At 61.4% G+C, this 25,712-nt stretch carries 27 protein-coding genes; 11 read left to right on the plus strand and 16 right to left on the minus strand.

The features are described from left to right. Nucleotides 1-30: 30 nt before the first annotated feature. A complete protein-coding gene (locus ACXADQ_RS08840) occupies nt 31-1,047 on the minus strand; it encodes a ribose-phosphate pyrophosphokinase (protein WP_475319089.1) in 1,017 nt (338 codons plus the stop codon). Nucleotides 1,048-1,152: 105 nt separating this feature from the next. Here ACXADQ_RS08840 and ACXADQ_RS08845 point away from each other — a divergent pair, with 105 nt between their 5' ends. Beyond that, nucleotides 1,153-1,752, plus strand: coding sequence for a DsbA family protein (locus tag ACXADQ_RS08845; protein ID WP_475319094.1), 600 nt, complete (start codon nt 1,153-1,155; stop codon nt 1,750-1,752). Here ACXADQ_RS08845 and ACXADQ_RS08850 read toward each other — a convergent pair whose 3' ends face one another. The 6 genes from ACXADQ_RS08850 to rimO form a co-directional block, all read right to left on the minus strand. Next, nucleotides 1,753-2,796 (minus strand): threonine aldolase family protein, encoded by a 1,044-nt coding sequence (locus ACXADQ_RS08850; protein WP_475319097.1) that lies wholly within the window; start codon nt 2,794-2,796, stop codon nt 1,753-1,755. Beyond that, complete coding sequence (locus ACXADQ_RS08855) at nt 2,796-3,248, minus strand: YcgN family cysteine cluster protein (RefSeq protein ID WP_475319103.1); 453 nt, start codon at nt 3,246-3,248, stop codon at nt 2,796-2,798. The genes ACXADQ_RS08850 and ACXADQ_RS08855 overlap by 1 nt, the downstream gene beginning before the upstream one ends. Next, nucleotides 3,245-4,183 (minus strand): bifunctional riboflavin kinase/FAD synthetase, encoded by a 939-nt coding sequence (locus tag ACXADQ_RS08860; RefSeq protein ID WP_475326060.1) that lies wholly within the window; start codon nt 4,181-4,183, stop codon nt 3,245-3,247. Before ACXADQ_RS08860 ends, ACXADQ_RS08855 begins: the two co-directional genes overlap by 4 nt. 92 nt (nt 4,184-4,275) lie before the next feature. Next, entirely contained in the window at nt 4,276-4,719 is a 444-nt protein-coding gene (locus tag ACXADQ_RS08865) for a MaoC family dehydratase (protein WP_475319109.1), read from the minus strand. A gap of 101 nt (nt 4,720-4,820) precedes the next feature. Continuing rightward, the gene (locus ACXADQ_RS08870) at nt 4,821-5,696 is read right to left on the minus strand and encodes a TIGR01459 family HAD-type hydrolase (RefSeq protein WP_475319114.1); all 876 of its coding nucleotides are present in this window, start codon (nt 5,694-5,696) and stop codon (nt 4,821-4,823) included. A gap of 150 nt (nt 5,697-5,846) precedes the next feature. Further along, on the minus strand, nt 5,847-7,214 hold the full coding sequence (gene rimO / locus ACXADQ_RS08875; RefSeq protein ID WP_475319119.1) for a 30S ribosomal protein S12 methylthiotransferase RimO: 1,368 nt from the start codon (nt 7,212-7,214) through the stop codon (nt 5,847-5,849). 87 nt (nt 7,215-7,301) lie between these two features. Here rimO and ACXADQ_RS08880 point away from each other — a divergent pair, with 87 nt between their 5' ends. Together ACXADQ_RS08880 and ACXADQ_RS08885 are read left to right on the plus strand one after the other, a co-directional pair. Continuing rightward, nucleotides 7,302-8,924 carry a hypothetical protein gene (locus ACXADQ_RS08880; protein WP_475319124.1) on the plus strand — a complete coding sequence of 541 codons (1,623 nt, stop codon included), beginning with the start codon at nt 7,302-7,304 and terminating at the stop codon, nt 8,922-8,924. A gap of 102 nt (nt 8,925-9,026) precedes the next feature. Next, entirely contained in the window at nt 9,027-10,943 is a 1,917-nt protein-coding gene (locus tag ACXADQ_RS08885; protein WP_475319131.1) for an AsmA family protein, read from the plus strand. Here the strand turns inward: ACXADQ_RS08885 and ACXADQ_RS08890 are convergent, their stop codons facing one another. The 4 genes from ACXADQ_RS08890 to ACXADQ_RS08905 form a co-directional block, all read right to left on the minus strand. Next, the gene (locus tag ACXADQ_RS08890) at nt 10,944-11,411 is read right to left on the minus strand and encodes a transglycosylase SLT domain-containing protein (RefSeq protein ID WP_475319135.1); all 468 of its coding nucleotides are present in this window, start codon (nt 11,409-11,411) and stop codon (nt 10,944-10,946) included. 93 nt (nt 11,412-11,504) lie between these two features. Further along, nucleotides 11,505-12,431 carry an ornithine carbamoyltransferase gene (gene argF / locus ACXADQ_RS08895; protein ID WP_475319139.1) on the minus strand — a complete coding sequence of 309 codons (927 nt, stop codon included), beginning with the start codon at nt 12,429-12,431 and terminating at the stop codon, nt 11,505-11,507. 19 nt (nt 12,432-12,450) lie between these two features. Then, on the minus strand, nt 12,451-13,668 hold the full coding sequence (locus tag ACXADQ_RS08900) for an acetylornithine transaminase (RefSeq protein ID WP_475319142.1): 1,218 nt from the start codon (nt 13,666-13,668) through the stop codon (nt 12,451-12,453). A 246-nt stretch (nt 13,669-13,914) separates the two neighbouring features. Then, on the minus strand, nt 13,915-14,718 hold the full coding sequence (locus ACXADQ_RS08905) for an ABC transporter permease (protein WP_475319144.1): 804 nt from the start codon (nt 14,716-14,718) through the stop codon (nt 13,915-13,917). Nucleotides 14,719-14,872: 154 nt separating this feature from the next. Between ACXADQ_RS08905 and ACXADQ_RS08910 the strand changes: the two genes are divergently transcribed. Further along, nucleotides 14,873-15,469 carry a GcrA family cell cycle regulator gene (locus ACXADQ_RS08910; protein WP_475319146.1) on the plus strand — a complete coding sequence of 199 codons (597 nt, stop codon included), beginning with the start codon at nt 14,873-14,875 and terminating at the stop codon, nt 15,467-15,469. A gap of 104 nt (nt 15,470-15,573) precedes the next feature. Here the strand turns inward: ACXADQ_RS08910 and ACXADQ_RS08915 are convergent, their stop codons facing one another. Then, on the minus strand, nt 15,574-16,029 hold the full coding sequence (locus tag ACXADQ_RS08915) for an NUDIX hydrolase (protein WP_475319147.1): 456 nt from the start codon (nt 16,027-16,029) through the stop codon (nt 15,574-15,576). A 109-nt stretch (nt 16,030-16,138) separates the two neighbouring features. Then, complete coding sequence (gene hrpB, locus ACXADQ_RS08920) at nt 16,139-18,589, minus strand: ATP-dependent helicase HrpB (RefSeq protein ID WP_475319151.1); 2,451 nt, start codon at nt 18,587-18,589, stop codon at nt 16,139-16,141. Nucleotides 18,590-18,700: 111 nt separating this feature from the next. On the opposite strand from hrpB, the gene meaB reads away from it, so the two are divergent. From meaB to ACXADQ_RS08940, 4 genes are all read left to right on the plus strand, one after another. Beyond that, entirely contained in the window at nt 18,701-19,681 is a 981-nt protein-coding gene (gene meaB, locus ACXADQ_RS08925) for a methylmalonyl Co-A mutase-associated GTPase MeaB (RefSeq protein WP_475319155.1), read from the plus strand. A 141-nt stretch (nt 19,682-19,822) separates the two neighbouring features. Beyond that, entirely contained in the window at nt 19,823-20,110 is a 288-nt protein-coding gene (rpmB, locus tag ACXADQ_RS08930; RefSeq protein WP_475319156.1) for a 50S ribosomal protein L28, read from the plus strand. Nucleotides 20,111-20,253: 143 nt separating this feature from the next. Continuing rightward, a complete protein-coding gene (locus ACXADQ_RS08935) occupies nt 20,254-20,592 on the plus strand; it encodes a hypothetical protein (protein WP_475319158.1) in 339 nt (112 codons plus the stop codon). Between the two features lie 43 nt (nt 20,593-20,635). Continuing rightward, on the plus strand, nt 20,636-21,175 hold the full coding sequence (locus ACXADQ_RS08940; protein WP_475319161.1) for a copper chaperone PCu(A)C: 540 nt from the start codon (nt 20,636-20,638) through the stop codon (nt 21,173-21,175). Between the two features lie 88 nt (nt 21,176-21,263). On the opposite strand, the gene ACXADQ_RS08945 is transcribed toward ACXADQ_RS08940, so the two are convergent. After that, the gene (locus tag ACXADQ_RS08945; protein ID WP_475319163.1) at nt 21,264-21,956 is read right to left on the minus strand and encodes an NAD-dependent deacylase; all 693 of its coding nucleotides are present in this window, start codon (nt 21,954-21,956) and stop codon (nt 21,264-21,266) included. 42 nt (nt 21,957-21,998) lie between these two features. Here ACXADQ_RS08945 and ACXADQ_RS08950 point away from each other — a divergent pair, with 42 nt between their 5' ends. Then, the gene (locus ACXADQ_RS08950) at nt 21,999-22,436 is read left to right on the plus strand and encodes a low molecular weight protein-tyrosine-phosphatase (protein WP_475319165.1); all 438 of its coding nucleotides are present in this window, start codon (nt 21,999-22,001) and stop codon (nt 22,434-22,436) included. A 9-nt stretch (nt 22,437-22,445) separates the two neighbouring features. Here the strand turns inward: ACXADQ_RS08950 and ACXADQ_RS08955 are convergent, their stop codons facing one another. Next, a complete protein-coding gene (locus ACXADQ_RS08955; RefSeq protein ID WP_475319167.1) occupies nt 22,446-23,309 on the minus strand; it encodes a branched-chain amino acid aminotransferase in 864 nt (287 codons plus the stop codon). A 131-nt stretch (nt 23,310-23,440) separates the two neighbouring features. Between ACXADQ_RS08955 and ACXADQ_RS08960 the strand changes: the two genes are divergently transcribed. Beyond that, nucleotides 23,441-23,863, plus strand: coding sequence for a hypothetical protein (locus ACXADQ_RS08960; protein ID WP_475319169.1), 423 nt, complete (start codon nt 23,441-23,443; stop codon nt 23,861-23,863). Nucleotides 23,864-23,908: 45 nt separating this feature from the next. Here ACXADQ_RS08960 and trpS read toward each other — a convergent pair whose 3' ends face one another. Then, on the minus strand, nt 23,909-24,955 hold the full coding sequence (trpS, locus tag ACXADQ_RS08965; protein ID WP_475319170.1) for a tryptophan--tRNA ligase: 1,047 nt from the start codon (nt 24,953-24,955) through the stop codon (nt 23,909-23,911). Between the two features lie 73 nt (nt 24,956-25,028). On the opposite strand from trpS, the gene ACXADQ_RS08970 reads away from it, so the two are divergent. Further along, nucleotides 25,029-25,712 carry a rhomboid family intramembrane serine protease gene (locus ACXADQ_RS08970; protein ID WP_475319173.1) on the plus strand — a complete coding sequence of 228 codons (684 nt, stop codon included), beginning with the start codon at nt 25,029-25,031 and terminating at the stop codon, nt 25,710-25,712.

The following is a 25,712-nucleotide window of genomic DNA, read 5'->3' on the forward strand; positions in this document are numbered from 1 at the left end:
GGCCGCCCCAAAAGGCGCGGCCCCGAAAGCTTAGCTTTTGAACTGACCTTCGTAGATCGGTTCCAGCGTATCCGTTTCGAACAGCGACGACACCGAGGTGCCGTTCCAGATGTTCAGGATAGCCTGCGCAAACATCGGCGCGGTGGGCAGGATGCGGATGTTCGGGGTGGCCTGAACCGCCGGAGTGGGCTGGATCGAATCAGTGATGACCAGCGATTTCATCACCGAGTTGGTGATCCGCTCGACCGCGGGGCCAGACAAAACACCGTGCGAGATATACGAGTGAACCTCGGTCGCGCCATGTTCCAGCAGGATTTCGGCAGCCTTGCACAGAGTGCCGGCAGTGTCGCACATATCGTCCACGATTATACATTTCTTGCCCTGGACGTTCCCGATCACGGTCATCTCGGCGACTTCGCCGGGCTTTTCACGACGCTTGTCGACGATCGACAGCGGGGCGTTGATCCGTTTGGCCAGCTCGCGGGCACGTGCCACGCCGCCAACGTCGGGGGACACGACCATCACGTCTTCCATCGAGCCTTCGAACTGCGTCTGGATGTCCAGCGCAAAGATCGGCGAGGCATAGAGGTTGTCCACGGGAATATCGAAGAAGCCCTGGATCTGCGCGGCGTGAAGGTCCAGTGTCAGGATCCGTTCGATGCCGGCTTCGACCAGCATGTTGGCAACCAGCTTGGCACTGATGGGCGTGCGGGCCTTGGTGCGGCGGTCCTGACGGGCATAGCCGAAATAAGGGATCACAGCGGTGATACGAGCCGCCGACGAGCGGCGCAGCGCATCCGACATGATCAGCAATTCCATCAGGTTGTCATTCGCCGGGCGCGAGGTCGGCTGCACGATGAACATGTCCTCCCCGCGGACGTTCTCGTACACCTCGACAAAGATTTCCTGGTCGTTGAACCGCTCGACGCGGGCATCCACCAGGCCGATGTTCATCCCGCGATGGATCGACATGCGACGGGCGATGGATTTGGCCAAGGGCAGGTTGGCATTGCCTGAGATCAGCTTGGGTTCGTTCAGAGTGGGCATGGCAGCAGTTCCCCAGAGTGGTCGATATGACAAATTCGTGTCGTTGACACCGCATAGCATCCCACTACGGTCAGGCAAAGCTATGCGCATGAGGGAGGGGCAGAAATGCCGCACATCGACTACTTTTTTACGACGCTGTCACCCTATTCCTACCTGGCCGGGAACCGGATGGAAGAAATCGCCGAAAAACATGGCGCCAGCGTGATCTATCGGCCTTTTGACATCATGGCGGCCTTTCCCCGGACAGGCGGTTTGCCCCAAGGGCAGCGCCATCCCTCGCGCAACGAGTATCGCGCTCAGGTGCTGCCCCGCACGGCCAAACGGCTGGGAATGACGTTTCATCTTCAACCAGCGCATTGGCCGGTGAACGCGGCGCCTTCGTCCTATGCGATCATCGCGGCGCAGGCGGCCGGGGGCGGAGATGTCGGTAAACTGGTGCAGGCGGTGCTGCGCGCAACCTGGGCCGAAGAAAAGGACATTTCGGACGACGCGGTTCTCAAGGCCTGTCTGGAAGACGCTGGGTTTGATCCGGGCCTGACGGACAGCGGTTTGCTGACCGGGGCCGAAACCTATGCCCGCAACCTCGAGGATGCGGTGAGCGCGGGCGTGTTTGGCTCGCCCTTCTATGTGGTTGATAGCGGGCAAAAGTTCTGGGGCCAGGACAGCCTGGCCGATCTGGATCTGCATCTGGCAGGCAAGCTGTAGCTAGGCCAGCAGTTCCAGGAACGCGTCGATCTGGGTGTCCTGGATCGACCAGTCACAAACAAAACGTCCGGTCAGGGGTTCGTCTGGGTCGTCGCCCTCCAGCGTGCCGCGCGTGATGTAATACACCGCGCCTGCGTCCTGCAGGCGTTGGTGCAGGCGGCGCGGCATATCGGCAAAGATCATGTTGGCCTGAGGCGGGTACAGCAGTTGCACGCCCTCGGCTTGTGCCAGACCGGTCCCCAGACGCGCGCAGGCCGCGTTCGCAGCATCGGCCATGTCGCGCCACAGATCATCGGCCAAATACCCGAGCATCTGCGCCGACAGATAGCGGTGCTTGGAAAACAGATGCGCCCCGCGCTTGCGGCGCAGCTCGAATTCCCAGGCCTTGGCCGGGTCAAAGAAAATCACCGCTTCGACGCCCAAACAGCCATTCTTCGTGCCGCCAAAGCTGACCGCATCAATACCTGCCTTCCACGTCATGTCGGCGGGCGAGCAGCCCAGGGCCGCAACCGCGTTCGCAAAGCGCGCACCGTCCATATAGGCGGGCAGGCCGAATTCTTGCGCCACGGACGTCAGCGCCAGGAGCTCTTCCAGGCTATAGACCTGACCGCGTTCGGTGACCTGTGTCAGCGAAACCGGCCCGCGCTGCGGTCCATGAACGCCGCGTGTTTCCTCGGCCAGTATCGCGGTGCGCAAGGTGTCGGGTGTGATTTTATCGTCCCGGCCGACAAGGGTCAGCTTGGCCCCGGCCGAGTAAAACTCGGGCGCGTTGCATTCGTCTTCGTGGATATGGGCGGTGGGGGCGCAGAACACGGTTTGCCAGGGTTCGCCCAAGGTGGCCAGCGCCAGTGCGTTCGCGGCGGTGCCAGTGCCCACCAGATAGACGGCGGCGTCGGGGGCATCAAACAGATCCCGCAGACGTTGCTGAACCTCGGCCATTTGTGCGTCCGCGCCGTACCCCATCGCATAGCCCTGATTTGCGTCCGCCACGGCCTGCATCACCTTCGGGTGCGCCGGGCCCGCATTATCAGAGGCAAAAAACATCAGCGGGGCTCCTCGATCAGATGGTTTTCCCAGTCGTCTTCGTCGATCTCGAATTCAGGCACCGTCATTCCCTGCACCGAGACTCCGGCCCGGTGAACGCTGTCCGCATCGCCCGAGATCAGCGGATGCCAATCATACAGCTTTTTCCCCGTCCACAAGAGCTTGTAGGCGCAGGTTTCGGGCATCCAATACAGGTTCTTGTCGATATTCCCGGGTTTCAGCACGATGCATTCGGGCACGAACTGGTGCCGGATGTCATATTGCGTGCACTGGCAGGTCTCGTCATCCAACAAACGGCAGGCCACGCGGGTCAGCACAACCTCGCCTGTGTCGGCGTCTTCCAGTTTGTTCAGGCAGCATTTGCCGCACCCGTCGCACAGGGCCTCCCATTCGTCGCGGCTGAGGTCCTTGAGCGGGTAGTTTTCCCAGAAACGCGCGCGCAGGCAAGTCATAGCTTGCTCAGAATAACGCGTGACTGCTCACAATCCTTGTCCATCTGGGCGATTAGACTGTCCAGGCTGTCGAACTTCATCTCTGGGCGCAGATATTCGACCAGACCGATGGACAAAGGCGTGCCATACAAATCCCCGGTAAAGTCAAAGATATAGGTTTCCAGATTCGGTGTGTCCCCGTTGAAGGTCGGACGCACCCCAATCGAGGCAGCGCCCTGATAGCTGCCCTTATGCGGGCCTTCCAACACGTCGACCAGAACGGCGTAAACGCCCAGCTTGGGCTGGTGCAACCCGTCGATGGACATGTTGGTTGTGGGATAGCCCATTTCACGGCCACGCTGGTCACCGCCGATCACTTCGCCTTCGATCCGGTGCCAATGGCCCAGCATCGCAGCAGCATCGCGCGGGCGACCATCGCTCAGCGCTTGCCGGATCGCGGTCGAGGACACTTCGCCGGTCTCGCCCTCGATCAGTTCGACCACTGTCACGCCAAAGCCCATCTGCGCGCCAAACCGTTTCAGATCTTCGGTTGTGCCCTTGCGGCCGCGGCCAAAGCAGAAATCCGCCCCCACGATCACGTGCTTCAGGCCCAGACCGTCCTTGATGACCTTTTGCGCGAAATCCTCGGGCGTCAGGCCGGACAGGGCAGCGTTGAAGTTCAGCTCGTACAGACGTTCGACGCCCAGCTTCTCCAGCCGGTGGGCCTTGGCCTCGCGGCTCATCAAACGAAAGGCCGGAGCATCCGGGGCGAAATACTGACGTGGATGCGGTTCAAAGGTCATGACGCCCAGAGGCGCGCCAATGGCCTGGCCAGCCTTGCGGGCCAGTTCGATCACAGCCTGATGGCCCACGTGGACGCCATCGAAGTTGCCAATCGCAACCGAGGCCCCGCGGTCCGCTTCGTTCACATAGGTATGGTCACGGATGATACGCATGGCGAAGGCGTAGCGGCCATTCGCCGAATGCGCAAGCAATGAAGCGCCGCATCCTTGCCTTGCGGCGCGTCAATTTTTGCCCTGTCAGGCGATTAGTCGAATTTACGCGACGGGGCCAGCACGGTTGCCTCGCCCACCAGCACCTTTTTGCCATTCACGAGGCACCGGCAGTCCAGCCGCACCCGGCGTTTTTTATGCTCGATGTCGATCACCTCGACCTCGGCCGTTACCATGTCGCCAGGGCGCACCGGGGCCAGGAATTTCAGGCTCTGGCCCATATAGATCGTGCCATGTCCCGGCAGCTGTTCACCAATCACCGCCGAGATCAATCCGGCCGTCAGCATCCCGTGGGCGATACGGCCATGAAACATGGTGTCCTTGGCGTATTCTTCGTCCAGATGCACCGGGTTATGGTCCGTCGAGACCTTGGCGAACATCTCGATATCTTCATCGGTGACGACCTTACGCACATGGCGAGTCATCCCCATTTCGATATCTTCGATACAGATCGTTCCACGAGGCAAATTGTCCAACATCCGACCCTCCGTTTGGTTCGGTGAGTAATTTTTGAGCGCAACAGGCCCTCATGTTGGAACTTTATTACTTTGCAGCCGCAGAAAATCAAGTCTTATTTGATCTAGCGGAGTTGTCCAATGGTATAGGTTGGCATCGACATTTCCCTTTGCAGATAGGCATTTAGGGCCTCTGGATCGGGTTGGTGCGACGTTTTGGTATCTGCACGGGCCAGTCCACCGCTAATGAACAAAGAATTGATGTCCTCGCCCATGGCCCCCTTGATGTCGGTCTGCGCCCCGTCACCGATGGCCAGAATCTGAGTATCGGGAATGTCATGCCCCAAAGCATACAAACGGCGACGCGCCAGATCATAGATCGGCGGGTGGGGCTTGCCGAAATACAGGCTCTCTCCGCCCATTTCCGTGTACAGCCGCGCAACCGCACCCGCACACCATTCCCGCACCTCGCCGCGATCCACCACGATATCGGGGTTGGCGCAGAGCAGCTTCATCCCCTTGGTCTTGGCATACAGCAGTTCGGGCCGCAGATCCGCCGGATCTGCCATCGGATCAAACGGGCCACAACAGACGATGCCCTCGGCCTGGTCCAATTCAACCAATTGGACGTCCAGCGGATCCTCCAGCAGTTTCAGCGGGGTGAAAAACTCCTCGTCCCGGTCCCATTCCCCCATAAAGAACAGCTTTTGTCCAACGGCCCCCCGAAACATGGCCGAGCGCGCGCTGTCCCCCGAGGTGGCGATCGTGTCCCAGGCATCCTCGGCCACGCCGAACTTTTGCAACTGAACCTCGACCCCGGCGCGCGGTTTGGGCGAATTCGTCACCAACACCACGATCCCACCCTTGCGGCGATACTCTTGCAGGGCGGCCACCGCATCCGGCAAGGCCTGAACCCCGTCATGCACACAGCCCCAAAGATCGACGAACAGGGCGTCATAACGGCTGGAAATCTGGGACAGCGAAGAAATAATCTGGGTCATAGGGGCTCTCAGGGCTGGCAATGCAATTCTGCCGCCTGTCTAACACACCCCGATGACACCGCAGCACAAATCCGCTTTCTTTGCTCCGAAAATACTCTCGCCGAAGGCGTCCCAACGTCACCGCCTGTCCCCAGGCAGCTATATGCGGGATCAGCGCGCCAAACAGCCCCACAAGTCATAATCGCTGGCCTCGTCGACCTCGACCGTGACGATGTCTCCAACATTCAGCGCCTCTGTGCCGTCGTCGATGAACAGGTTCCCGTCGATCTCGGGCGCGTCGGATTTGGTGCGGCAGGTGGCGATGCCATCGTCATCGATATCATCCACGATGACGTCCATGACCTGACCCACCTTGGCGGCCAGTTTCGCCTCGGAAATCGCCTGCGCTTTTTGCATGAACCGATCCCAGCGATCCTGTTTGACCTCGTCCGGGACATGATCGGGCAAAGCGTTCGAGCGCGCCCCTTCGACGTTTTCGTATTGAAAGCAGCCGACGCGATCCAGCTGCGCCTCGTCCATCCAGTCCAGAAGGGTCTGAAATTCCTCTTCGGTTTCCCCCGGGTAGCCGACGATGAAGGTCGAGCGCAGTGTGATGTCGGGGCAGATGTCGCGCCAGTCGCGGATGCGGTCCAGCGTCTTTTCGGCAGCCGCCGGGCGGGCCATACGTTTCAGCGTTTCGGGGTGCGCATGTTGGAATGGAATGTCCAGATAGGGCAGGATCTTGCCCTCCGCCATCAGCGGGATGACCTCGCGCACATGCGGGTAGGGATAGACATAGTGCAGGCGGGTCCAGACGTTCAATTCACCCAGCTCTCGCGCCAGATCAAGGAAGGGAAACTTGCTGTCGCGGTCTTTCCAATCGGTGCCATAGGCGCTGGTGTCCTGGCTGATGACCAGCAACTCGCGCACGCCGCTTTCAACCAGCTTTTCCGCCTCGCGCAGCACGGCCTTCATCGGGCGGCTGGCCAGTTTCCCGCGCATGTCGGGGATGATGCAGAATTTGCAGCTGTGATTGCACCCTTCCGAAATCTTCAGATAGCTGTAGTGGCGCGGGGTCAGTTTCACACCGCTAGCGGGCAGCAGGTCAACGAACGGGTCAGGGTCGGGCGGCACGGCGCCATGTACGGCGTCCAGCACCTGTTCATATTGATGCGGGCCGGTGACGGCCAGAACCTTGGGGTGCACGCCGGTGATGTATTCGGGCTCGGCGCCCAGGCAGCCGGTGACGATGACCTTGCCGTTTTCGTTCAGGGCTTCGCCGATGGCCTCCAGCAATTCCGCCTTGGCCGAGTCCAGAAATCCGCAAGTGTTCACGATCACCGCGTCTGCGCCGGAATAGTCGGGGCTGATGCCATATCCTTCGGCGCGCAAACGCGTCAGGATGCGTTCGCTGTCGACCAATGCCTTGGGGCATCCAAGCGAGACCATTCCAATCGTCGGCTGGCCGGCACGCGGGGTATCCCGAAGCAGCGCACGCGGCGCGAGGTCGGGGCGAAGGTTGGGTGGATTCTGGGTCATGGGGCCTCTTACAGAATGCGCGCGCCCGGGGGAAGGGTGTTGCGCGATCACGCCAGCGTGACCATATCTAAGGATGTGGAGGCTGCGATGACAACAACCCAAAGATTGACGATTGAACAGGTCAAAGGCGATCAGGACTGGTCGGCGCTGGAACAGGACCTGCTGAATGAATGCACGCTGGGCCGCGTCGCCTATCTGCCGGGGAAAGAGGATTGCCCCAAGGATACACGCGATCCTGACCGCCGGGTGCGCCCCGCGTTGATCCGGTATTTGATCGAGGGCGGGTGCGACAGCCCGGATGGCGCCCGCCCCCATACCAAAGGGGTGAAGCTGGCTGGCGCATGGATCGATGGAGCCTTAGATTGCGAGGGCAGCGTCAGTTCGCTGGACATCATGCTTTTGGACTGTCTGTTCGAAAACCCTGTGTCCTTTCTGGACGCTGAATTGGGCGCATTGTACCTGCCGGGAAGCCGATTGGCTGAAGGCCTGGATCTGCATCGGTTGAAAACCAAAAAGGACCTTTTCTTGCGAGAGGGATTTCACGCCACGGGGATGGTCAACCTTTTGGGGGCGGATATTGGTGGACTGTTCGATTGCAGCGATGGACGCTTTGATGGGGGAGACAAAACGGCGCTGGACTGCAACGGAGTGCGGGTCGGGGCGGATGTGTTTTTGCGAGACGGGTTACAGGCGACGGGGTTGATGGACTTTGCCGGGGCGCAGATTTCTGGAGGTTTCGTGGTCGAGAATGCGCGGATTGAGGGAACGCTTGACCTGGACTTTGCCAAGATCGAGGGCGGCTTTTTCTGGCGTGATATTCAGTCAGAAATCCCGGTCTTGGACCTGACAAGCGCCAAGGTGGAGAAGCTGGAGGATAAAGCCGATGCCTGGAAGAAGGTGAAAACGCTTCACTTGTCGGGTTTCTCCTACTCCCAGATCCACAGCAATATGGGCGTTCAGGATCGGTTGGATTGGCTGGCGCGCAAGGTTGAACTTCCTTTGCCAGACGATATGGCGCAGGCCTTGCGCGCGCAGCGTTGGCTGACACGGGATGCTGTTGGATTTGATCCGCAGCCCTACACCCATCTGGCCAAGGTGCTGGAAGCTCAGGGCAATCGCTCGGGCGCTGCGCGGGTTCTGGCCGCGCGCGAGGATCGGCTGCGCGCTGCGGAACAGATGCGGGCCTTTGGACGGCTGGATGGATCGGCCCGTGCGGCCTTTGGATCGGTTCACATGTGGCTGCGTCAGATCTGGAACTTTTTGTTCAAGTGGATATTCGGCTATGGGCATCAACCCTTTCGCGCCCTGATCTGGTTTGTGTCGATTTGGACTGCGGCCTTTGTCCTGTACGGGGCAGCCTATCGCGCGGGACAAATGGTGCCCAATTCCGACGTCATCTTGACCTCGACCGGATGGCTAGAGGTCGCCGGGCCGTATTTCGCCGGGCTGACCGAGGTGCGTCCGGCGGTGGCGTGGCAGGGCACCCCGGCCGGGCAGGATTACGAAAGCTTCAGCGCGGGCCTCTATGCCTTGGATCTGTTCGTGCCGCTGGATGCCTTGGGCCAGGAAACCACCTGGGCGCCCAGCAAGGCCTATGGCACCTTGGGGACCATCGCCTATTGGGCGCGGATGCCTATCCAGCTGGCGGGCTGGATCATCACCGCTGTCGGGGCTGCCGTCTTGACCGGACTGATCGGCCGCAAAGAGTAGCGCCCGGCGGGACTTGGCCCGTCACGCAGGTTTGTTCAACTGGTCATTGGCAGCGGGGCGTGGCTTGCGTAGGCTGGACAAAAAAGCATCGGAGGCAAAGAGATGCGGTTTCTTGTCAGGCTGGTCGGGTTTTTCGTGGTTCTGCTGCTGGTCGCAGTGGTGGGCCTGTTGCTTTTGCCCGGGGATCGGATCGCGCAGGTGGCGGTCGATCAGCTAAAGGCCCAAACCGGGCGCGCGGTCGTGCTATCTGGCGAAACCAAGGTCAGCTATTACCCTGTGCTGGGCGTTTCGACGGGGCCGATCACGATTGCCAATGCCGATTGGTCTGACCAGGGCCCGCTGATGCAGGCCGAGGGCCTGAAGGTCGGTGTTGACCTGATGTCGCTGTTTTCGGGTGAAGTCCGCATCACCGGGCTGGAAGCCATCGCGCCGGAAATCCTGTTGGAACGCGCCAAGGATGGTCGTGTCAATTGGGATACCGGGGTGTCCGGCGTTGCTGCCTCGGGCCAGCCACAAGGCAGCTCGAACGCGTTGGCCCTGTCTTTGGACCGGGCGCTGATCCGGGATGGCCAACTGCGCTATGTGGATTATGGCGCGGGCACGGACCTGTCGGCGCGCGCTGTCACGGTTGATCTGCGCTGGCCCGAATATGACGGTCAGGCTGATTTTGATCTGTCCGCAACCTATGGCGCGACGCCGCTGCGCGTGATGGGAAATTTCGGCAATCTGGCCGACCTGCTAGAAGGCACCGTGACCCCGATCCGCGCCGAGCTGTCGGCCAATGGGGGCAAGATCGGGTTTGACGGGCGCGGGGCCTCGCAACCGCAATTTCAGGGGACGGTCAGCGTCGATCTCTCTGATACGGCGGCGTTCCTGGCCGCACTTGGCGTCGAGACCGGCGCCCTGCCCAAAGGCTTGGGCCGCAGCGTGACGCTTGGCGCCGATCTGACTTTGACCGAGGCCCAGATGCTTTCGGTTCGCGGATTGACAGCCACGCTGGATCAGAACGTTTTGCGAGGCGAGATGGATCTGAACCTGGCAAAATCCACCCCGGTGCTGACGGCCCGGATCGCAACCGATCACCTGGATCTGAAAGGGTTGGACAGCGGCGGCGGCTCTGCCAGCAGCGCGCCAACCGAGGGATGGTCGAAAGCGCCAATCGATGCCAGTGCCTTGGCCCTGCTGGATGGCGAGATCGCCTTTGATGCCAACGCCCTCAGCGTCGCCGGCCTAAGCTTCGGGACCACCAGCGCCCGCATCACCATCGACCGCGCCCGTGCCGTCGCACAGCTGCGGCAACTGGCTGGCTATGGAGGCTCGATCACAGGGCGCGTGGTGGCCAATAACCGCTCGGGCCTGTCTGTAGGGGGCGCGCTGTCGGCCAAGGGGCTGGATATGCAAACCCTGCTGACTGATATGGCAGGGATCAGCCGCTTCACCGGTGACGCGGACGCCTCGGTCGAGTATCTGGGCATCGGCAACAGCCTGCACGCGATTATGAATTCCCTGTCCGGCAAAGGCAGCCTGACCATGGGGCGCGGCACCATCCAGGGCATCGACCTGGACAAGCTGATGCGCTCGGGTGTGGGAACCGGGGGCACCACGGTGTTTGACAGCCTGACGGCCAGCTTCACCATGGACAAAGGCAACCTCAACAATCCCGACCTGCTGATGAAACTGCCAGCGCTCAGCGCCAATGGCGAGGGACGGATTGGCCTGGGGGCGCGGGATCTGGACTACCTGTTCACCCCCAAGATCAACTCGATCAATGGCGGCAAGGGCCTGGCCATTCCCGTCAGTATCAAAGGCCCCTGGGCCAGCCCCCGGATCCGGCCGGACATGGAAAAAGCTATCGATCTGAACTTTCAGGAAGAAAAGAAAAAAGCCAAAGAAAAGCTGGAAGACGAGGTCAAAGACCGCCTGGGGCTGGACAAGAAAGACGGAGAAAGCGCCGAAGACGCCATCAAACGCAAGCTGGAAGAAGAGGTCAAAGACAAGCTGCTGAAAATACTCGAGTAATCAGCTGCGCAATCCGGTCTCTTTCAGCATGCCGCGCCGCTTGGCCTCGTAATAGTAGCCGCGCGCATACCATTGTACCGCGGTTGCCTCGTCCCCATAGGACAGCAACCAGGCCCCGCGCAGATATTTCACCGCATAGGTCAGATTGGTGCGCGCATCCAACAACCCCGCATCCGGGCCACGATACCCCATTGTCCGCGCGGTCTGCGGCAAAATCTGCATCAGGCCATAGTACGGCCCGTTGCGCGCGCCGGGCCGATACATGCTTTCGCGTTGCACCACGCGATGCACCAGGCTGCGCGGAACCTCATAAAGATCCGCATACTGGTTGATCAATCGCCGCAATTCCGGGGTCTCGTTGGGATAAAGATCCGGCTCCGATCTCGCAGCACGGCGCCGCTTGCGCCGCCCGCCGCAGCCAGCCACAACCAAAGCCAATCCTGATACCAAAAACACGCGCCGCTGCATCGATCCTCTCACGCCCGTTCGGGCTTTTTCTTGGTGAAAATACCCCGGGGGAGCCCCGCAGGGGCGGGGGCAGCGCCCCCAACCACCTTCAGGTTACACGCCCAGGCACCAGCGCATAACGGCTTTCTGCGCATGCAGGCGGTTTTCTGCTTCGTCAAAAATCACCGAATGCGGGCCGTCCATGATGGCGCTGGTCGCCTCTTCATCGCGATGCGCGGGCAGGCAATGCATGAACAGGGCATCCTCCTTGGCATGGCCCATCAGCGCTTCGTTCACCTGGTAGGGACGCAGTTGATTGTGGCGCCGTTCGCGCGCGGATTGAGGGTCATGCATGCTGACCCAGGTGTCGGTGACAACCAGGTCGGCACCGGTCACGGCCTCGACCGGGTCACGCACGATTTCCACGTTCGAGCCCTTGGCACGGGCCTCTTGGACAAACACCATTTCGGGATCCAGCGTCTGCGGACCGGTAAAGGTCAGGTCAAATCCGAATTGACCCGCAGCATGGGCAAAGCTGGCGAACACGTTGTTGCCATCGCCACACCAGACGACCTTCTTGCCCGCAATGGGGCCGCGATGCTCTTCGAAGGTCAGGATGTCAGCCATGATCTGGCAGGGGTGGGTGCGGTTGGTCAGGCCATTGATGACCGGCACACTGGCATATTCAGCCATTTCCTGCAGGGTCTGTTCCTCGAACGTGCGGATCATGATCAGATCGACATAGCGCGACAGCACACGGGCGGTGTCGGCGATGGTTTCGCCATGGCCCAGCTGCATATCGGTGCCGGACAGAACCATGGTCTGCCCCCCCATCTGGCGCACGCCGACATCAAAGGACACGCGCGTCCGGGTCGAGGGTTTTTCAAAGATCAGCGCAACCATTTGATCCTTGAGCGGCTGCTCATCGTCGGGCGCACCTTTCGGGCGCCCGTTGCGCGCGTCTTTCATGGATTTCGCGGCATCAATCATGCCCCGCAATTCAGTGGGGTCGGTGGTGTGGATATCAAGAAAGTGGTTCATGTCGGTTATCTTTTCGGTATCAGGCCTGTCCGCGCAAGGGAGCGGCCGGCCGGTTGAATGGGGTCAGGAATCCAGTTGAGCCGCAGACTGCATCCAGCCGGGCGACCGCTTCGCTCACGTCGTCTTCGGTGATGGTCAGGGCGGGCAGCAGACGGATTACATTGTCGCCCGCGGGGATGGTGATGACCTCGTTGTCATAGCCCGCATTGACCATGTCCATATTGGGGACCTTGCATTTGATCCCCAGCATCAGACCGGTGCCGCGGACGCTGTCAAACACATCAGGATGCGCGGCGACGAGGCCTTCGAGCGATTGGCGCAGCTGACCCGCGCGGGTACGGACGGTGTCCAGGAAGTCGGGCGCGGTGACGGCGGTCATCACCGCGCTGCCCACGGCGCAGGCCAGCGGGTTGCCGCCATAGGTCGACCCGTGGGTGCCGGCGGTCATGCCGCTGGCGGCCTCTTGTGTGGCCAGCACCGCGCCCAGAGGGAAACCTCCGCCAATGCCCTTGGCGACCATCATGATGTCAGGGGTGATCCCCGCCCATTCATGGGCAAACAGCTTACCGGTCCGGCCAACACCGCATTGAACTTCGTCCAGGATCAGCAGCAGGTTGTTGTCGTCGCAGATCTGGCGCAGCGCCTTCATTTCCGCGTCAGGGACGGGGCGGATGCCGCCTTCGCCCTGCACGGGCTCAATCAGGATGGCGGCGGTTTTGTCGGTGATCGCGTTGGTCACACCGTCCATGTCGCCAAAGGTCAGATGGACAAAGCCGGGCAGAAGCGGGCCGAACCCCTTGGTCATCTTTTCGCCACCCGCCGCCGCGATTCCGGCCGAGGACCGACCGTGGAAGGAACCGTCAAAGGTGAGGATTTCAACCTTTTCGGGCTGGCCCTTTTCGAACCAGTATTTCCGGGCCATTTTCACGGCCAGCTCGCAGCTTTCGGTGCCCGAGTTGGTGAAGAACACCGTATCGGCAAAGCTGTGTTCGACCAATTGATCGGCCAGCTTCTGCTGCTGGGGAATTTCATACAGGTTGGACACGTGCCACAGGTTCTGAGCCTGGGTGGTCAGGGCCTCGACCAGCGCGGGGTGTGCATGGCCCAGGGCGTTCACGGCGATGCCCGCGCCCAGATCCAGAAAACGTCGGCCGTCTGCCTCGATCAGCCACGAGCCTTCGCCCTTCACGAACTGAAGAGGCGCACGGTTATAGGTCGGCAGGACAGACGGGATCATAGGTGGATCATCCTTGTTCCAAAGAGAAATCCTGAGGTTGCATTCACAGGACGGGGTGTCAACGATTTTAGGGGTTTGGGCCGCAATTGGCGGCGGATCAAAGGCTGCGGGACGTCAGACGTGGGTACGTCGGCGTCGAATTGAGGAGATATGTGCGCGTTTGATCATGCGGGCGACATATCTTAGCCGCGCCGGATTGCAAAGAATTTTCTGTTTTGCGCCCGTTCCTGCGGTTCTGGGCGGTTGTCAGGCCTTGAGCCGATACCCGGTCTTGAACATCAGCCAGGCCACAAAGGTCACCGCGCAGGTGAAGCCTCCGGCCACGGCCAATCCCAACCAGGGCGAACTGTCCGAGACACCCAGCACCCCAAAACGCACGCCGTCGATCAGATAGAAGATCGGGTTGAAGTGGGTCAGCGTCTGGATGCTGGGGGGCAGCGCCTGCACCGAGTAAAACGTCCCCGACAAAAACGCCAACGGAGTCACGATGAAATTGGTGATCGCCGCCATCTGATCGAACTTGTTCGCGAATACTCCGGCCAGGATGCCAATCCCGCCCAGCATTCCTGCGCCCAGAACCACAAAGATCAGCGCCCACAGCGGATGCGCGATCGGCAGGCCCAGCACCAGTGTCAGCCCCAGCCCGATTGCCAGCGCCACACACAATCCGCGCGCAATACCGCCGATCAGATAGCCCAGCACCAATTCCAGGGGAGACAGCGGAGGCATCAGCGTGTCCACGATATTGCCCTGCACCTTCGAGATCACCAGCGAGGACGAGGTATTGGCAAAGGCGTTCTGGATCACCGTCATCATCAGGATACCCGGCGCGATGAAATGGGTGAACGGTACGCCCATGACCTCGCCGCGTTGTGTGCCGATCGCGATGGAAAAGATCATCAGGAACAGCGCCGCCGTCGCCAGCGGGGCCAGCAGGGTTTGCGTCCAGACCACGGTGAATTGCAGCACCTCGCGCCGGATCAGCGTGTAAAAGCCCAACCAGTTCACGTGCCCAAAGCGGCGGGTGCCCATCTGCAAACTGTCTTCCATGGTGCTGCTGTGCCCTTGTTTTTGTGTCGGGCGCGTCGGCCCTGATGATTCCACGCCTTGTAACTCAGGCGCGGATCACTAAAATAGGAGCAGATCAAAAAAGTACAGAGGCGGCGCGCGCAAGCGGGGCCGCTTTTTATGGTAAGGAAACCGAATGTCCTGGACCGATGAACGCGTCGAACTTCTGAAGAAAATGTGGGGCGAGGGCCAGTCGGCCAGCCAGATCGCCAAAGAGCTGGGCGGCGTGACCCGCAACGCGGTCATTGGCAAGGTGCATCGTCTGGGCCTGTCCAATCGCTCGGGCGGGGGGGGGTCGGCCAAGGCCGAGACCAAAGCCAAGCCTGCCGCGAAACCGGCAGCCAAGCCCGCAGCCGAGGCCAAGCCCGCGCCCAAGCCGGCTGCGAAACCGGCCCCCGCGCCGGAACCGGCCCCTGCTGCGGCTGAACGCCCTGCCAACGTGACCCCGATCCGCAAGCAGATTATCCCGGCCGGTCAGCCGCTGCCGCCCCAACCCTCGGCCAATGAAATCAGCCCCGAGGCGCTGGCCAAGGTGAACGAGGTGGAAAAGAAGGCCAAGAGGCTGACCCTTCTGGAACTGACCGAGCGGACGTGCAAATGGCCCGTGGGTGATCCGGCCACCGATGATTTCTGGTTCTGCGGCCTGCCCGTGCAACAAGGAAAACCCTATTGCGAGGCGCATGTGGGCGTGGCCTTCCAGCCGATGTCCAACCGCCGCGACCGCCGCCGCTAAGGCCCGAACGGTTCCAATACAAAACCCCGCGCCTGCCGCGGGGTTTTTTCGTTCCGCCTAGCCGGTGAAGGTGCCGCAGCTACCGCAAAGCGGTTTTTCGCGTCTTACAGTTTGCGCAGGATTTTCTGCAATTTGGGCTCGGCCACCAGTTTTGCCGCGCGGGCGGGGCGCATCCATTTGCGTTTGCGCTCGTCTGCCTCGGGGAAGTCATCGACCAGCTTTTCGACTGTCAGCACATAGACATGGGCCTCGATTGGGATAACGCCGCCGTCGTCGGTGTCTTTGTCATAGTCATAGCTGCCGATGGGGTCAGGGTTTACCTTGGCCTTTTTGACCCCGGCTTCTTCCCAGGCTTCGGTCATCGCGGCCTGAGCGCCCGTTTTCCCGGGGATCGGCCAGCCCTTGGGAATGATCCAACGGCCCGTCCCGCGCGAGGTGATCATCAACACGCGCAGATCATCGCCCGTCCCGCGCAGACACAGCGCGGCCACCTGAGGCTGGCGCGCTTGCGTCACGTTGGGCTGGGTCGCGACCCAGTTTTTGGCGGATTTGTTCGGCATGTATCTCTGCTCGGTTCTTCGCTTGGTTGGCCGCTGTGTATATACACATCGTAACACAATTGCAAAATTTTGCTGAATTCGCGCAAAAATGGTGTTTCGCGGGGAAATTTCAACGCTGCCGGCGCTTGGCCCTTAGGGTGGGGTCGGCCTGTGTGGGGTCCTCGGGCCAAGGGTGCTTGGGGTACCGGCCGCGCATGTCCTTGCGCACATCCGCATAGGAGCTGGCCCAGAACCCCGGGATATCCATCGTCGTTTGAACGGGGCGTCCCGCAGGCGACAGAAGCGTCACCCTTAAGGGCTGGCGTCCTACGGTCGGATGCGTGGTCTGGCCGAACATTTCTTGTAAGCGCAGGCTGATTTCGGGCGTTTCCCCGCTGTAATCAATCGGGATTTTCCGGCCCAGGGGGGTGGTGAAATGCGCTGGGGCGGCCTGATCCACAGCCTGCATCTGGTTCCAGTCCAGCATGCCGCGCAGGGCCGGCAGCAGGTCAAATTTTTTCCATCCGTCCGCAGTTTTTACACCAGTCAGATGCGGCAGCAGCCATTCGTCAATCGATTGCATCAACGCATCAGGGGACATGTCGGGCAGGTCCTGGCCCGCGTCGCGCACCAAAAGTACCCTGGCGACAAAGCGTTTGGCGGCGTCTGACAGAACGATCCCCAGATCCCGGACCCCGTCCAGCATCGCCAGAGCCATGGCCTCGGGCGGGGCGTCCTTCCAGATGCGGTCATCCAGGGTCACGGCGCCCAGCATCTCGCGTTTGCGAGCGACGACCCGGCGGTCTCGCTTGGACCATTCACAGATGTCGCGCCAGTGGATCTGGTCGGCGAACAGGTTGCGCAGCTCGCTTTCGGTGATCTGGATGGCTTGGCGAATTTTGGCCTCGCGCGGGTTGCCATCGGTATCGGTGACCACGATCAGGCGGGTTCCGGCCAAGGGGTCGTTGTCATCCAGAATGGCACCTTTGCCACCGGACAGAACAAAGCGCGGCGTGTCCCCCTTTCGGCGCAGACCGACCCGATCCGGATAGGCAAGGGCGGCCATTTCGGCAGGTCCCAGCGGCGCGTGATCGCCGCGGGTTTGGCCGCGCAGCCGCTTGGCCTCGGAGCGGATGCGTTCGACGGCACCGCGATTGGCCGGATGGGGCCGGTTTTCGGCATAGCGGCGGGGGTCATTCAAAGCCTCGAGCCGCAGTGACAAGTCCACCGGGGCTGAAAACGGCAAGGGATCACGATCCCCCAACAGCGCGGCCAACATCGCCGCCTGCGGGCCAGCAACCGTCAGCATATGTGCCAGACGCGGATGCAGGGGCAGCTTGGACAGTGCCTTGCCATGATCGGTGATGCGGCCCTTGTCGTTCAGCGCGCCCAGCATCACCAGCAAGGCCTGAGCCTCGGCATACACACCGGGATTGGGTGGGGTCAGAAAGGGCAGGTCGGTGGGATCGGCGCCCCAAACGGCCAGCTCCAGCGCCAGACCGGCCAGATCGGCGGCCTCGATCTCGGCGGGGGGATAGGCCAGCAACGCGCCTTCCTCGCCCTTGGTCCACAGGCGATAGCAGGTGCCTTCGGCGACACGGCCGGCGCGGCCGGTGCGCTGGGTGGCCTCGGCGCGGGTGACGCGTTCGGTGACAAGGCGCGACATGCCGCTGCCCGGATCGAACCGCGCCCGCCGCGCGCGCCCGGCATCCACCACCACGCGGATGTCCTGAATGGTCAACGAGGTTTCCGCGATCGAGGTCGCCAGCACCACCTTGCGCCCCGATTGCGCGGGCTGAATTGCAGCGCGCTGGGCCGCAAAGTCCATGGCGCCAAACAGGGGGCGGATCTGACACTCTTTGGGCAGGCGGGATTTCAGCAAAGCCTCGGTGCGGCGAATCTCGCCCTCGCCGGGAAGGAAAACCAGAACGCCGCCCTCGGTTTCGCCGACGGCTTGGGCAACCAGATCGGCGGTGGCGTTTTCCAGCCGGGTGCGTTTATCCAGCGGGCGATCCAGATGGGTCACCGTGACGGGGAAACTGCGCCCTTGCGAGGTGATCACCGGCACGTCGCCCATCAGCACCGCCACAGGCCCCGCGTCCAAGGTGGCGGACATAGCCAGCAGAATCAGATCGTCGCGCAGGGCCTCGGCGATTTCCAGGCACAGCGCCAGCCCCAGATCTGCGTTCAGAGAGCGCTCATGGAATTCATCGAACAGCACCGCGCCGATGCCGGACAGTTCAGGATCGGACTGGATCATGCGGGTCAGGATGCCCTCGGTCACGACCTCGATTCGGGTGGCTTTGCTGGTCTTCGCCTCGCCGCGGACGCGATAGCCGACAGTCTGGCCGGGTTTTTCACCCAAGGTCGCGGCCATGCGCTCGGCTGCGGCGCGGGCGGCCAGACGGCGCGGTTCCAGCATCAGGATTTTTCCATCGGTCAGCCCGGCGTCCAGCATCGCCAGGGGCACCACCGTTGTCTTGCCCGCACCGGGGGGCGCTTGCAGCACCGCGCGGCCTGCGTCGCGCAGGGCAGAGATCAGATCAGGCAGGGCCTCGCGGATGGGTAGTTGGGTCTCCATGCCTCGCTTATCCGGGATGGGGACTGCGACGGCAAGAGGGCTGGACAACACGTGGCCGGGCAAGGCATGAAGACGCCCGAATAATCGGGACGGTATGATCGGGACGGCGCCATGGATATTGAACAGCTGAGTGACAAGATCATCGCAGGGGACCGCCGTTCGCTGGCGCGGGCCATCACCCTGGTCGAAAGCAGCCGTCCCGATCACCGGGACCAGGCCGCGCAGTTGATCGAGGTGCTAAGCCGAAAGACCGACAAACAGGCCATTCGTGTCGGCCTGTCGGGCACGCCGGGTGTTGGCAAGTCCACCTTTATCGAAAGCTTCGGGATGATGCTGACGGGGCAGGGGCTGAAAGTGGCCGTTTTGGCGGTTGATCCGTCCTCGACCCGTTCGGGTGGGTCCATCTTGGGCGATAAAACCCGGATGGAGCGCCTAAGCCGCGAACGAAACGCCTTTATCCGCCCTTCACCCAGCCAGTCGCATCTGGGCGGCGTGGCTCGGCGCACCCGCGAGGCTGTGGCCCTGTGCGAGGCGGCAGGCTTTGACGTGGTGTTGATCGAAACCGTGGGGGTTGGCCAATCCGAAACCGTTGTCGCAGAAATGTCGGACCTGTTCATCCTGCTGCTGGCCCCGGCGGGGGGCGATGAATTGCAGGGCGTCAAACGGGGCATCATGGAAATGGCCGACATCATTCTGGTCAACAAGGCCGATGGCGATCTGAAGCCCGCCGCGATGCGGACCTGCGCCGATTATGCCGGGGCCTTGCGCCTGTTGCGCAAACGGCCTCAGGACCCCCAGGATTTCCCCAAGGCGATGACCGTTTCGGCGCTGGAAGAGGACGGCCTGGCGAAGGCCTGGCAGGAAATGACCACCCTGACGGATTGGCGCCGCGAGGCAGGACATTTCGCTGGCCGCCGGGCTGCACAGGCCGAATACTGGTTCGGAGAGGAAGTCCGCCAAGGCCTGCTGGCGCGTCTGGAACGCGAGCCGATCAAGGGCATGATGGATCAGTTGGGGCACCAGGTGGCCACGGGGAATACCACGCCCTCTGCCGCTGCGGCCGAACTGTTGGGCTTGATGCAGCAGGGATAGAAGGTTTCCACCGATACCCCCCTTGACGCGCCGGGTGATTCCGCCTAATCACCCCGAACGGAATTTAGGGCGCTGCCTTTGCGGCGTCCGTTTATGTTGTAGGGGCGCCGAATGCCCCGTTGATGAGACGAGGATACAGCCATGTCGCGCCGCTGCGAACTGACCGGTAAAGGCCCGATGTCTGGCAACAATGTCAGCCACGCCAAAAACAGAACCCGTCGCCGGTTTCTGCCGAACCTGAACGACGTCACCCTGCAATCGGAAGCTCTGGGTCGTGGCGTAAAGCTGCGCATCTCGGCCGCTGCCCTGCGCTCGGTTGATCACCGTGGTGGTCTGGACGCGTTCCTGGCAAAAGCCAAAGACGACGAACTGTCGGCCAACGCGCTGAAAGTCAAAAAAGAGATCGCGAAAGCCCAGGCCTCGGCCTAAGCCTTCCTCTCGGACAAGTTTGAACGGCCCTGTCGCAATCGCGGCGGGGCTGTTTGGCTTTGTGCCCGGTGGGTATGGGCGTTTTTGTCGCTTTTCATCGCCCGGGTCCTGCGCCTATATCTGCCCATAGGATGACGACTCCCGTGCGCGCATATATCGGCATTTTGCTTGCTGTCATGCTGGCCTTTACCGGCCAGTCCATGGCGATCGCGCGCGGTACGCCATCTGCCTCTGGCCAGATTGTCCTGTGTACCGGAACCGGTCCAATTTCGGTACTGGTGGATGAAAATGGCCAGCCGGTTGGTCAACCTCACATCTGCCCCGACTGCGCGTTTTCCTTTTTCGATGCGCTTGGCGATGCGTCGCCCCAAGTTTTGCGTCCCGTGGGCCGCGCTGTTGCGCTGCGCCTTGATCAAGGTGGTTTCGCAGATCCTGGGCAGACTGTCCCTGCCGTGGCCCGGGGGCCGCCTGTCTACGTCTGAACTCTAATTTCCAATATTTCAGACAAAGACGAGAGGACGAGACATGTCGTTCAAAACCACCCTGTTCGCGGCAGCCGCCGCTGTTGCCGTTGCTATGCCTGCCTTCGCCGAGGGCATCATGGTCAAAGACCCCTACGCCCGCGTGTCCGCGATGATGTCCAGCTCGGGGGCGGCCTTTATGATCATCGAGAATCACTCGGGTCAGGCCGACCATCTGGTTGGCGCGGCCTCGGATATTGCCGAAAAGGTCGAATTGCATACCCACAAGGAAGACAGCAATGGCGTGATGCGCATGCTTCACGTTGAAGAGGGGTTTATGCTGCCCGAATCCGGCACGATCGAGATGAAACGTGGTGGCCATCACGTGATGTTCCTGGGGCTGAAAGAGCCGCTGAAGGACGGCGACATCGTCCACGTGACCTTGCAGTTTGAAAAGGCTGGGGCTGTCGAGATTGACGTGCCTGTCGACCTGAACCGCAAGCCGATGCACGGTAAAATGGGTCATGGGAAGATGGAGCATGGCAAAATGGACCATGGCAACATGGGCCATATGAAACATGGCGAAAAGAAAATGTCGAATTAAGGGGGAACGCTTCTCCTTGTGCGGGGCTGTGCCCCGCCGTCGTCGAAGCGTCAAAGCCGGTCCCGATGGGCCGGCTTTGGGGCCTGTTTCAGCCGTTGAGTATGGTTTCGACCCAGGCTGGGACGATCTGCGTGGCTTGTCCGAAGTGGGTTTCTGCGAAGTCTGACACGGTCGCTGAAGGTTCCAGGTTCAGTTCGACAGTATGGGCTCCGGCGCGGTTTGCGTCTTGTCCGAAGGCTGCGGCCGGGTAGACATTGCCCGAGGTGCCGATGGCGGCGAAGATATCGGCCTGGCGCAGGTGATCCCAGATTTCATCCATGAAGTAGGGCATTTCACCGAACCAGACCACGTCGGGCCGTGCGGCGGGTGCGGTGCAGGCGGGGCAGGGATGGCCCGGTTCCATCCGCAGGGGCGCGTCCCATCGGTGGCCGCAGGCTGCGCAGAGTGCTCCGGCCAGGGTACCATGCATGTGAAGGACGTTGTTTGAGCCAGCGGCTTCGTGCAGGCCATCAACGTTTTGCGTGATGATCAGGACCTCTGCCCTGTGATCCCGTTCCAGCCGCGCCAGCGCCGTATGGGCTGCGTTCGGCTGGGCCTTGGCGGCCTGCTCGCGTCGCGCGTTATAGAAATCGTGTACCAGCGCGGGGTTGCGCGCAAAGCCTTCCGGGGTGGCGACGTCCTCGATCCGGTGCCGGGCCCACAGGCCGTCTTCGTCGCGAAATGTGCCCAGTCCGCTTTCGGCGGAAATCCCTGCGCCGGTCAGGATAACGATCTTTTCCATGCTTGCTCCTTCGCCTAGTATCCTGCACCGAAGGAGAGCCCCATGACCACCCGCATCCTGTTCGTATGTCTTGGAAATATCTGCCGTTCGCCTGCGGCCGAGGGCGTTGTGCGCCAGTTTTCCCCCGATCTGGAGCTGGACAGTGCGGGCACGTCAGATTGGCATGTCGGCGAGGCCCCCTATGGCCCCATGCAAACAGCGGCCAAAGCCCGTGGGTTTGATCTGTCACCCTTGCGCGCGCGTCAGTTTCGCAGCCAGGACTTTGCCGAGTTCGACCTGATCGTGGCGATGGATCATTCGAACCAGGACCGGATCGAAGCCTTGCGACCCAAGGGCAACGACACGCCGGTGACACTGTTCGCCGAATATGCCGAGGGCTGGGGGGCGTCCGAGGTGCCGGACCCCTATTACACCCGGGATTTCGATGGTGTGCTTGATCTGATCGAGGATGCTGCGCGTGGGATGATCGCGCAGCTTTGATCCCTGGCTTCAGGCGTCTGAATGGGCCCAGTCCCAGTACAGTTCGCGCGTGCGGCGGGTGATCGGGCCGATCTCGTATTGCGTGTCATCAAAGGCCGTTACGGGTGTGACCTTATTCATATTGCCCGACAAAAAGACCTCGTCCGCGCTGTTAAAATCCTCAAAGCTCAGGACGGTTTCGTGCACGGAATAGCCATCGGCGCGCAGGTTCTTGATATGGCGCGCACGGGTGATCCCCGCCAGGAAGGTGCCATTGGCGATGGGGGTGAAAACCTCGCCGTCCTTGACCATGAACACGTTCGCGGTGGCGCTTTCGGCGACATTGCCCATCGCGTCGGCGACCAGCGCATTGCCAAAGCCCTTGGCGCGGGCCTCGGCGACCATCCGGGCATTGTTGGGGTATAGACATCCGGCCTTGGCGTTGCACACCGCGTCCTCCATCACCGGGCGGCGAAACCGGGTGCGGGTCAGCGTGGTCGCGGTTTCGGGCGGGGCCATGGGGATCGCTTCCAGCGAGATGGCAAAGCCCGTCAGATCAGGTTTGGGCGCAATGGCCGAGGAATCGCCCTCGATCGCCCAATACATCGGACGGATATAGACGGCCTCGCCCTTGGTAAATCCGCGCAGGCCGTCATGCACGATCTCGACCATGTCCTGGGTTGAAACCGTCGGGGTGATCATCAATGCCTCGGCGGAACGGTTCACACGCGCGCAGTGGGCCTCCAGATCCGGGGTCAGCCCGTCAAAAAAACGCGCGCCATCAAACACGTTGCTGCCCAGCCACGATCCATGATCCGCAGCATTCATCACCGGCAAATCGCCCTGATGCCAGGTGCCTTTGAAATAGGTGCGGATGTTGTTGCTGAGTGCCATTGACGTGCTCCTTTGGGCGCAGGCTACGGTCCCGGCACGGTAGGGTCGATACCGTAGTTTGACGGGGTTTGGCTTGACCGGCGATAGCTGCGCAGTGAATGCTGAGCCTATTCAGAACGAAAGGATTGCCAATGCGTTTTTTGATCCTCTTGATCCCCCTTTTGGCAAGCGCGTGCATGTCCAGTGATGATCGCCACCCGATCCAGGTGATGCTGGAGGGGCGCAAGGTGGTCTATGACCTGCCAGCCAGCACCGAGGACTGGACGCGCCCCGACAGCATGGTGCCCGAACACCAGACCTGGGCGGCGGACGGGACCACGGTGTATCATTCGCGCCCGCTGTTGGTGGATTACAAGACCTATCCCAAAAAGGGCCGCTGGTGGATCAAAGGGAACCGCTATTGTTCGTGGTTTGGCGAGGGCGAGCCGCCCGAGGATCTGCGGTGCTACACCGTGCGCACGTCCGACAAGGGCACGCGCATTCACTTTGTGCCCCGCAAAGAGATGTTCGATATTTTCGGAAACCGGGAATGGCACGGGACCTATGCGGACTAGGGCCCAAGGGGCGCCCCGCATCATGAAGACGCGGGGCGCAGATGTTTAGCTGCGGATCATGCCGACGATGTCGTAGGTCTGCGCGAGGATCGGTGCGGCGATAGCGCGGGCGCGCTCGGCCCCACGGCCCAGGATGCGGTCTATCTCGGCCGGGTCCTGCATCAGGCGCTGCATCTCGCCCGAGATCGGGGCCAGTTTTTCAACGGCCAGTTCGGACAGCATCGGTTTGAATTCCGAGAACTGCTTGCCGCCCACATCGGCCAGCACCTGATCGACGCTCTGATCAGACAGGGCGGCAAAGATGTTCACCAGGTTGCGGGCATCGGGACGATCCTCAAGACCCTTGGCTTCCGAGGGCAACGCCTCGGGGTCGGTCTTGGCCTTGCGGATCTTTTTCGCGATGGCATCGGCGTCATCAGTCATGTTGATCCGGCTGGCGTCCGAGGGATCGGATTTCGACATCTTCTTGGTGCCATCCCGCAGCGACATCACCCGCGTGGCCGCGCCTTCGATCACCGGTTCGGGGATGGGGAAGAAATCGGTCTTATAGTCGTGGTTGAACTTGGTCGCGATATCGCGGGTCAGCTCCACGTGCTGTTTCTGATCTTCGCCCACCGGGACCTCGGTGGCGTGATACAGCAGAATGTCGGCCGCCATCAGCGCCGGATACGCAAACAGGCCAAGCGAGGCGTTCTGCGCGTTCTTGCCCGCCTTGTCCTTCCACTGGGTCATGCGCTGCATCCAGCCCATGCGTGCCACGGTGTTGAAGATCCACGCCAGCTGAGCGTGCTCGACCACCTGAGACTGGTTGAACAGGATGGATTGTTCCGGATCGATCCCCGAGGCAATAAAGCCAGCGGCCAATTCGCGGGTCTGATTGCGCAGCGCTTGGGGGTCTTGCCAGACGGTGATGGCGTGCATATCGACCACGCAGTACACGGTTTCAATCCCGTCTGCCTGCTTGTCGACAAAGCGCTTCAGGGCGCCCAAATAGTTGCCAAGGGTCAGCCCACCCGAGGGCTGGATTCCCGAAAAGACGCGCGGTTTGAAACCGGCGTTCGGGGTGGATTGCGTTTGGACCGCATCCGACATGGTGTATCTCCGTCTGGATTTATTCGTGCGGGTGGCTTACCCATGCCCCAAAGCCCCGTCAAGGAGAGCGCCGATGAGCAGCCCCAATAACTCGCCTTTCAACACGCTACCGCCCGTGATCGTGGCCCTATTCCTGGTGATGATGGGGATCGAGCTGGTATTTTCCCTGGGCGCGCGCGGCCTGGTGGGCGGACCCGAGGCCGTGGGCTGGCGGTTAGAGGCTGTGCAGACCTATGCCTTTTCGGCTCCGATTTTCCAGTGGATGCTGCAAAACGGGCAATGGCCGACTGAACATATGCTGCGCTTTGTCAGCTATGCCTTTGTACACGGGACATTCATGCACGCGCTGTTTGCCGGAGTGATGCTGCTGGCCTTGGGCAACATGGTGGGGCGGATCTTTAGCCAGGTGAACACGTTGCTGGTGTTCCTGTTGGGCGTGATCGGCGGGGCGTTGATTTATGGGCTAGTGGTGGACAGCCAGGTGCCACTGGTTGGAGCGTTTCCGGGCGTTTATGCGCTGATCGGAGCCTATAGCTTTATTCTTTGGGTCCATGCGGGACACACGGGCGCCAGTCAGTTGCAGGCGTTCCGTCTGATCGGGGTCCTCATGGCCCTGCAGCTGTTTTTTGGTGCCGTGTTCGATGGCCCGCCCGATTGGATTGCGGATGGGACGGGGTTCGTGATCGGGTTCGTGGCGTCCTTTGTGCTTAGCCCTGGTGGCTGGCAACGGTTGCGCGACAAGATGCGCCACCGCTAG

Source organism: Thalassovita sp. ABM4_323, assembly GCF_056158665.1.

Coding starts and splice junctions, on each gene's coding strand:
- ACXADQ_RS08840 (WP_475319089.1), bottom strand. CDS start 1,047: ATGCCCACTCTGAACGAACCCAAGCTGATCTCAGGCAATGCCAACCTG.
- ACXADQ_RS08845 (WP_475319094.1), top strand. CDS start 1,153: ATGCCGCACATCGACTACTTTTTTACGACGCTGTCACCCTATTCCTAC.
- ACXADQ_RS08850 (WP_475319097.1), bottom strand. CDS start 2,796: ATGTTTTTTGCCTCTGATAATGCGGGCCCGGCGCACCCGAAGGTGATG.
- ACXADQ_RS08855 (WP_475319103.1), bottom strand. CDS start 3,248: ATGACTTGCCTGCGCGCGCGTTTCTGGGAAAACTACCCGCTCAAGGAC.
- ACXADQ_RS08860 (WP_475326060.1), bottom strand. CDS start 4,183: ATGCGTATCATCCGTGACCATACCTATGTGAACGAAGCGGACCGCGGG.
- ACXADQ_RS08865 (WP_475319109.1), bottom strand. CDS start 4,719: ATGTTGGACAATTTGCCTCGTGGAACGATCTGTATCGAAGATATCGAA.
- ACXADQ_RS08870 (WP_475319114.1), bottom strand. CDS start 5,696: ATGACCCAGATTATTTCTTCGCTGTCCCAGATTTCCAGCCGTTATGAC.
- rimO (WP_475319119.1), bottom strand. CDS start 7,214: ATGACCCAGAATCCACCCAACCTTCGCCCCGACCTCGCGCCGCGTGCG.
- ACXADQ_RS08880 (WP_475319124.1), top strand. CDS start 7,302: ATGACAACAACCCAAAGATTGACGATTGAACAGGTCAAAGGCGATCAG.
- ACXADQ_RS08885 (WP_475319131.1), top strand. CDS start 9,027: ATGCGGTTTCTTGTCAGGCTGGTCGGGTTTTTCGTGGTTCTGCTGCTG.
- ACXADQ_RS08890 (WP_475319135.1), bottom strand. CDS start 11,411: ATGCAGCGGCGCGTGTTTTTGGTATCAGGATTGGCTTTGGTTGTGGCT.
- argF (WP_475319139.1), bottom strand. CDS start 12,431: ATGAACCACTTTCTTGATATCCACACCACCGACCCCACTGAATTGCGG.
- ACXADQ_RS08900 (WP_475319142.1), bottom strand. CDS start 13,668: ATGATCCCGTCTGTCCTGCCGACCTATAACCGTGCGCCTCTTCAGTTC.
- ACXADQ_RS08905 (WP_475319144.1), bottom strand. CDS start 14,718: ATGGAAGACAGTTTGCAGATGGGCACCCGCCGCTTTGGGCACGTGAAC.
- ACXADQ_RS08910 (WP_475319146.1), top strand. CDS start 14,873: ATGTCCTGGACCGATGAACGCGTCGAACTTCTGAAGAAAATGTGGGGC.
- ACXADQ_RS08915 (WP_475319147.1), bottom strand. CDS start 16,029: ATGCCGAACAAATCCGCCAAAAACTGGGTCGCGACCCAGCCCAACGTG.
- hrpB (WP_475319151.1), bottom strand. CDS start 18,589: ATGGAGACCCAACTACCCATCCGCGAGGCCCTGCCTGATCTGATCTCT.
- meaB (WP_475319155.1), top strand. CDS start 18,701: ATGGATATTGAACAGCTGAGTGACAAGATCATCGCAGGGGACCGCCGT.
- rpmB (WP_475319156.1), top strand. CDS start 19,823: ATGTCGCGCCGCTGCGAACTGACCGGTAAAGGCCCGATGTCTGGCAAC.
- ACXADQ_RS08940 (WP_475319161.1), top strand. CDS start 20,636: ATGTCGTTCAAAACCACCCTGTTCGCGGCAGCCGCCGCTGTTGCCGTT.
- ACXADQ_RS08945 (WP_475319163.1), bottom strand. CDS start 21,956: ATGGAAAAGATCGTTATCCTGACCGGCGCAGGGATTTCCGCCGAAAGC.
- ACXADQ_RS08950 (WP_475319165.1), top strand. CDS start 21,999: ATGACCACCCGCATCCTGTTCGTATGTCTTGGAAATATCTGCCGTTCG.
- ACXADQ_RS08955 (WP_475319167.1), bottom strand. CDS start 23,309: ATGGCACTCAGCAACAACATCCGCACCTATTTCAAAGGCACCTGGCAT.
- ACXADQ_RS08960 (WP_475319169.1), top strand. CDS start 23,441: ATGCGTTTTTTGATCCTCTTGATCCCCCTTTTGGCAAGCGCGTGCATG.
- trpS (WP_475319170.1), bottom strand. CDS start 24,955: ATGTCGGATGCGGTCCAAACGCAATCCACCCCGAACGCCGGTTTCAAA.
- ACXADQ_RS08970 (WP_475319173.1), top strand. CDS start 25,029: ATGAGCAGCCCCAATAACTCGCCTTTCAACACGCTACCGCCCGTGATC.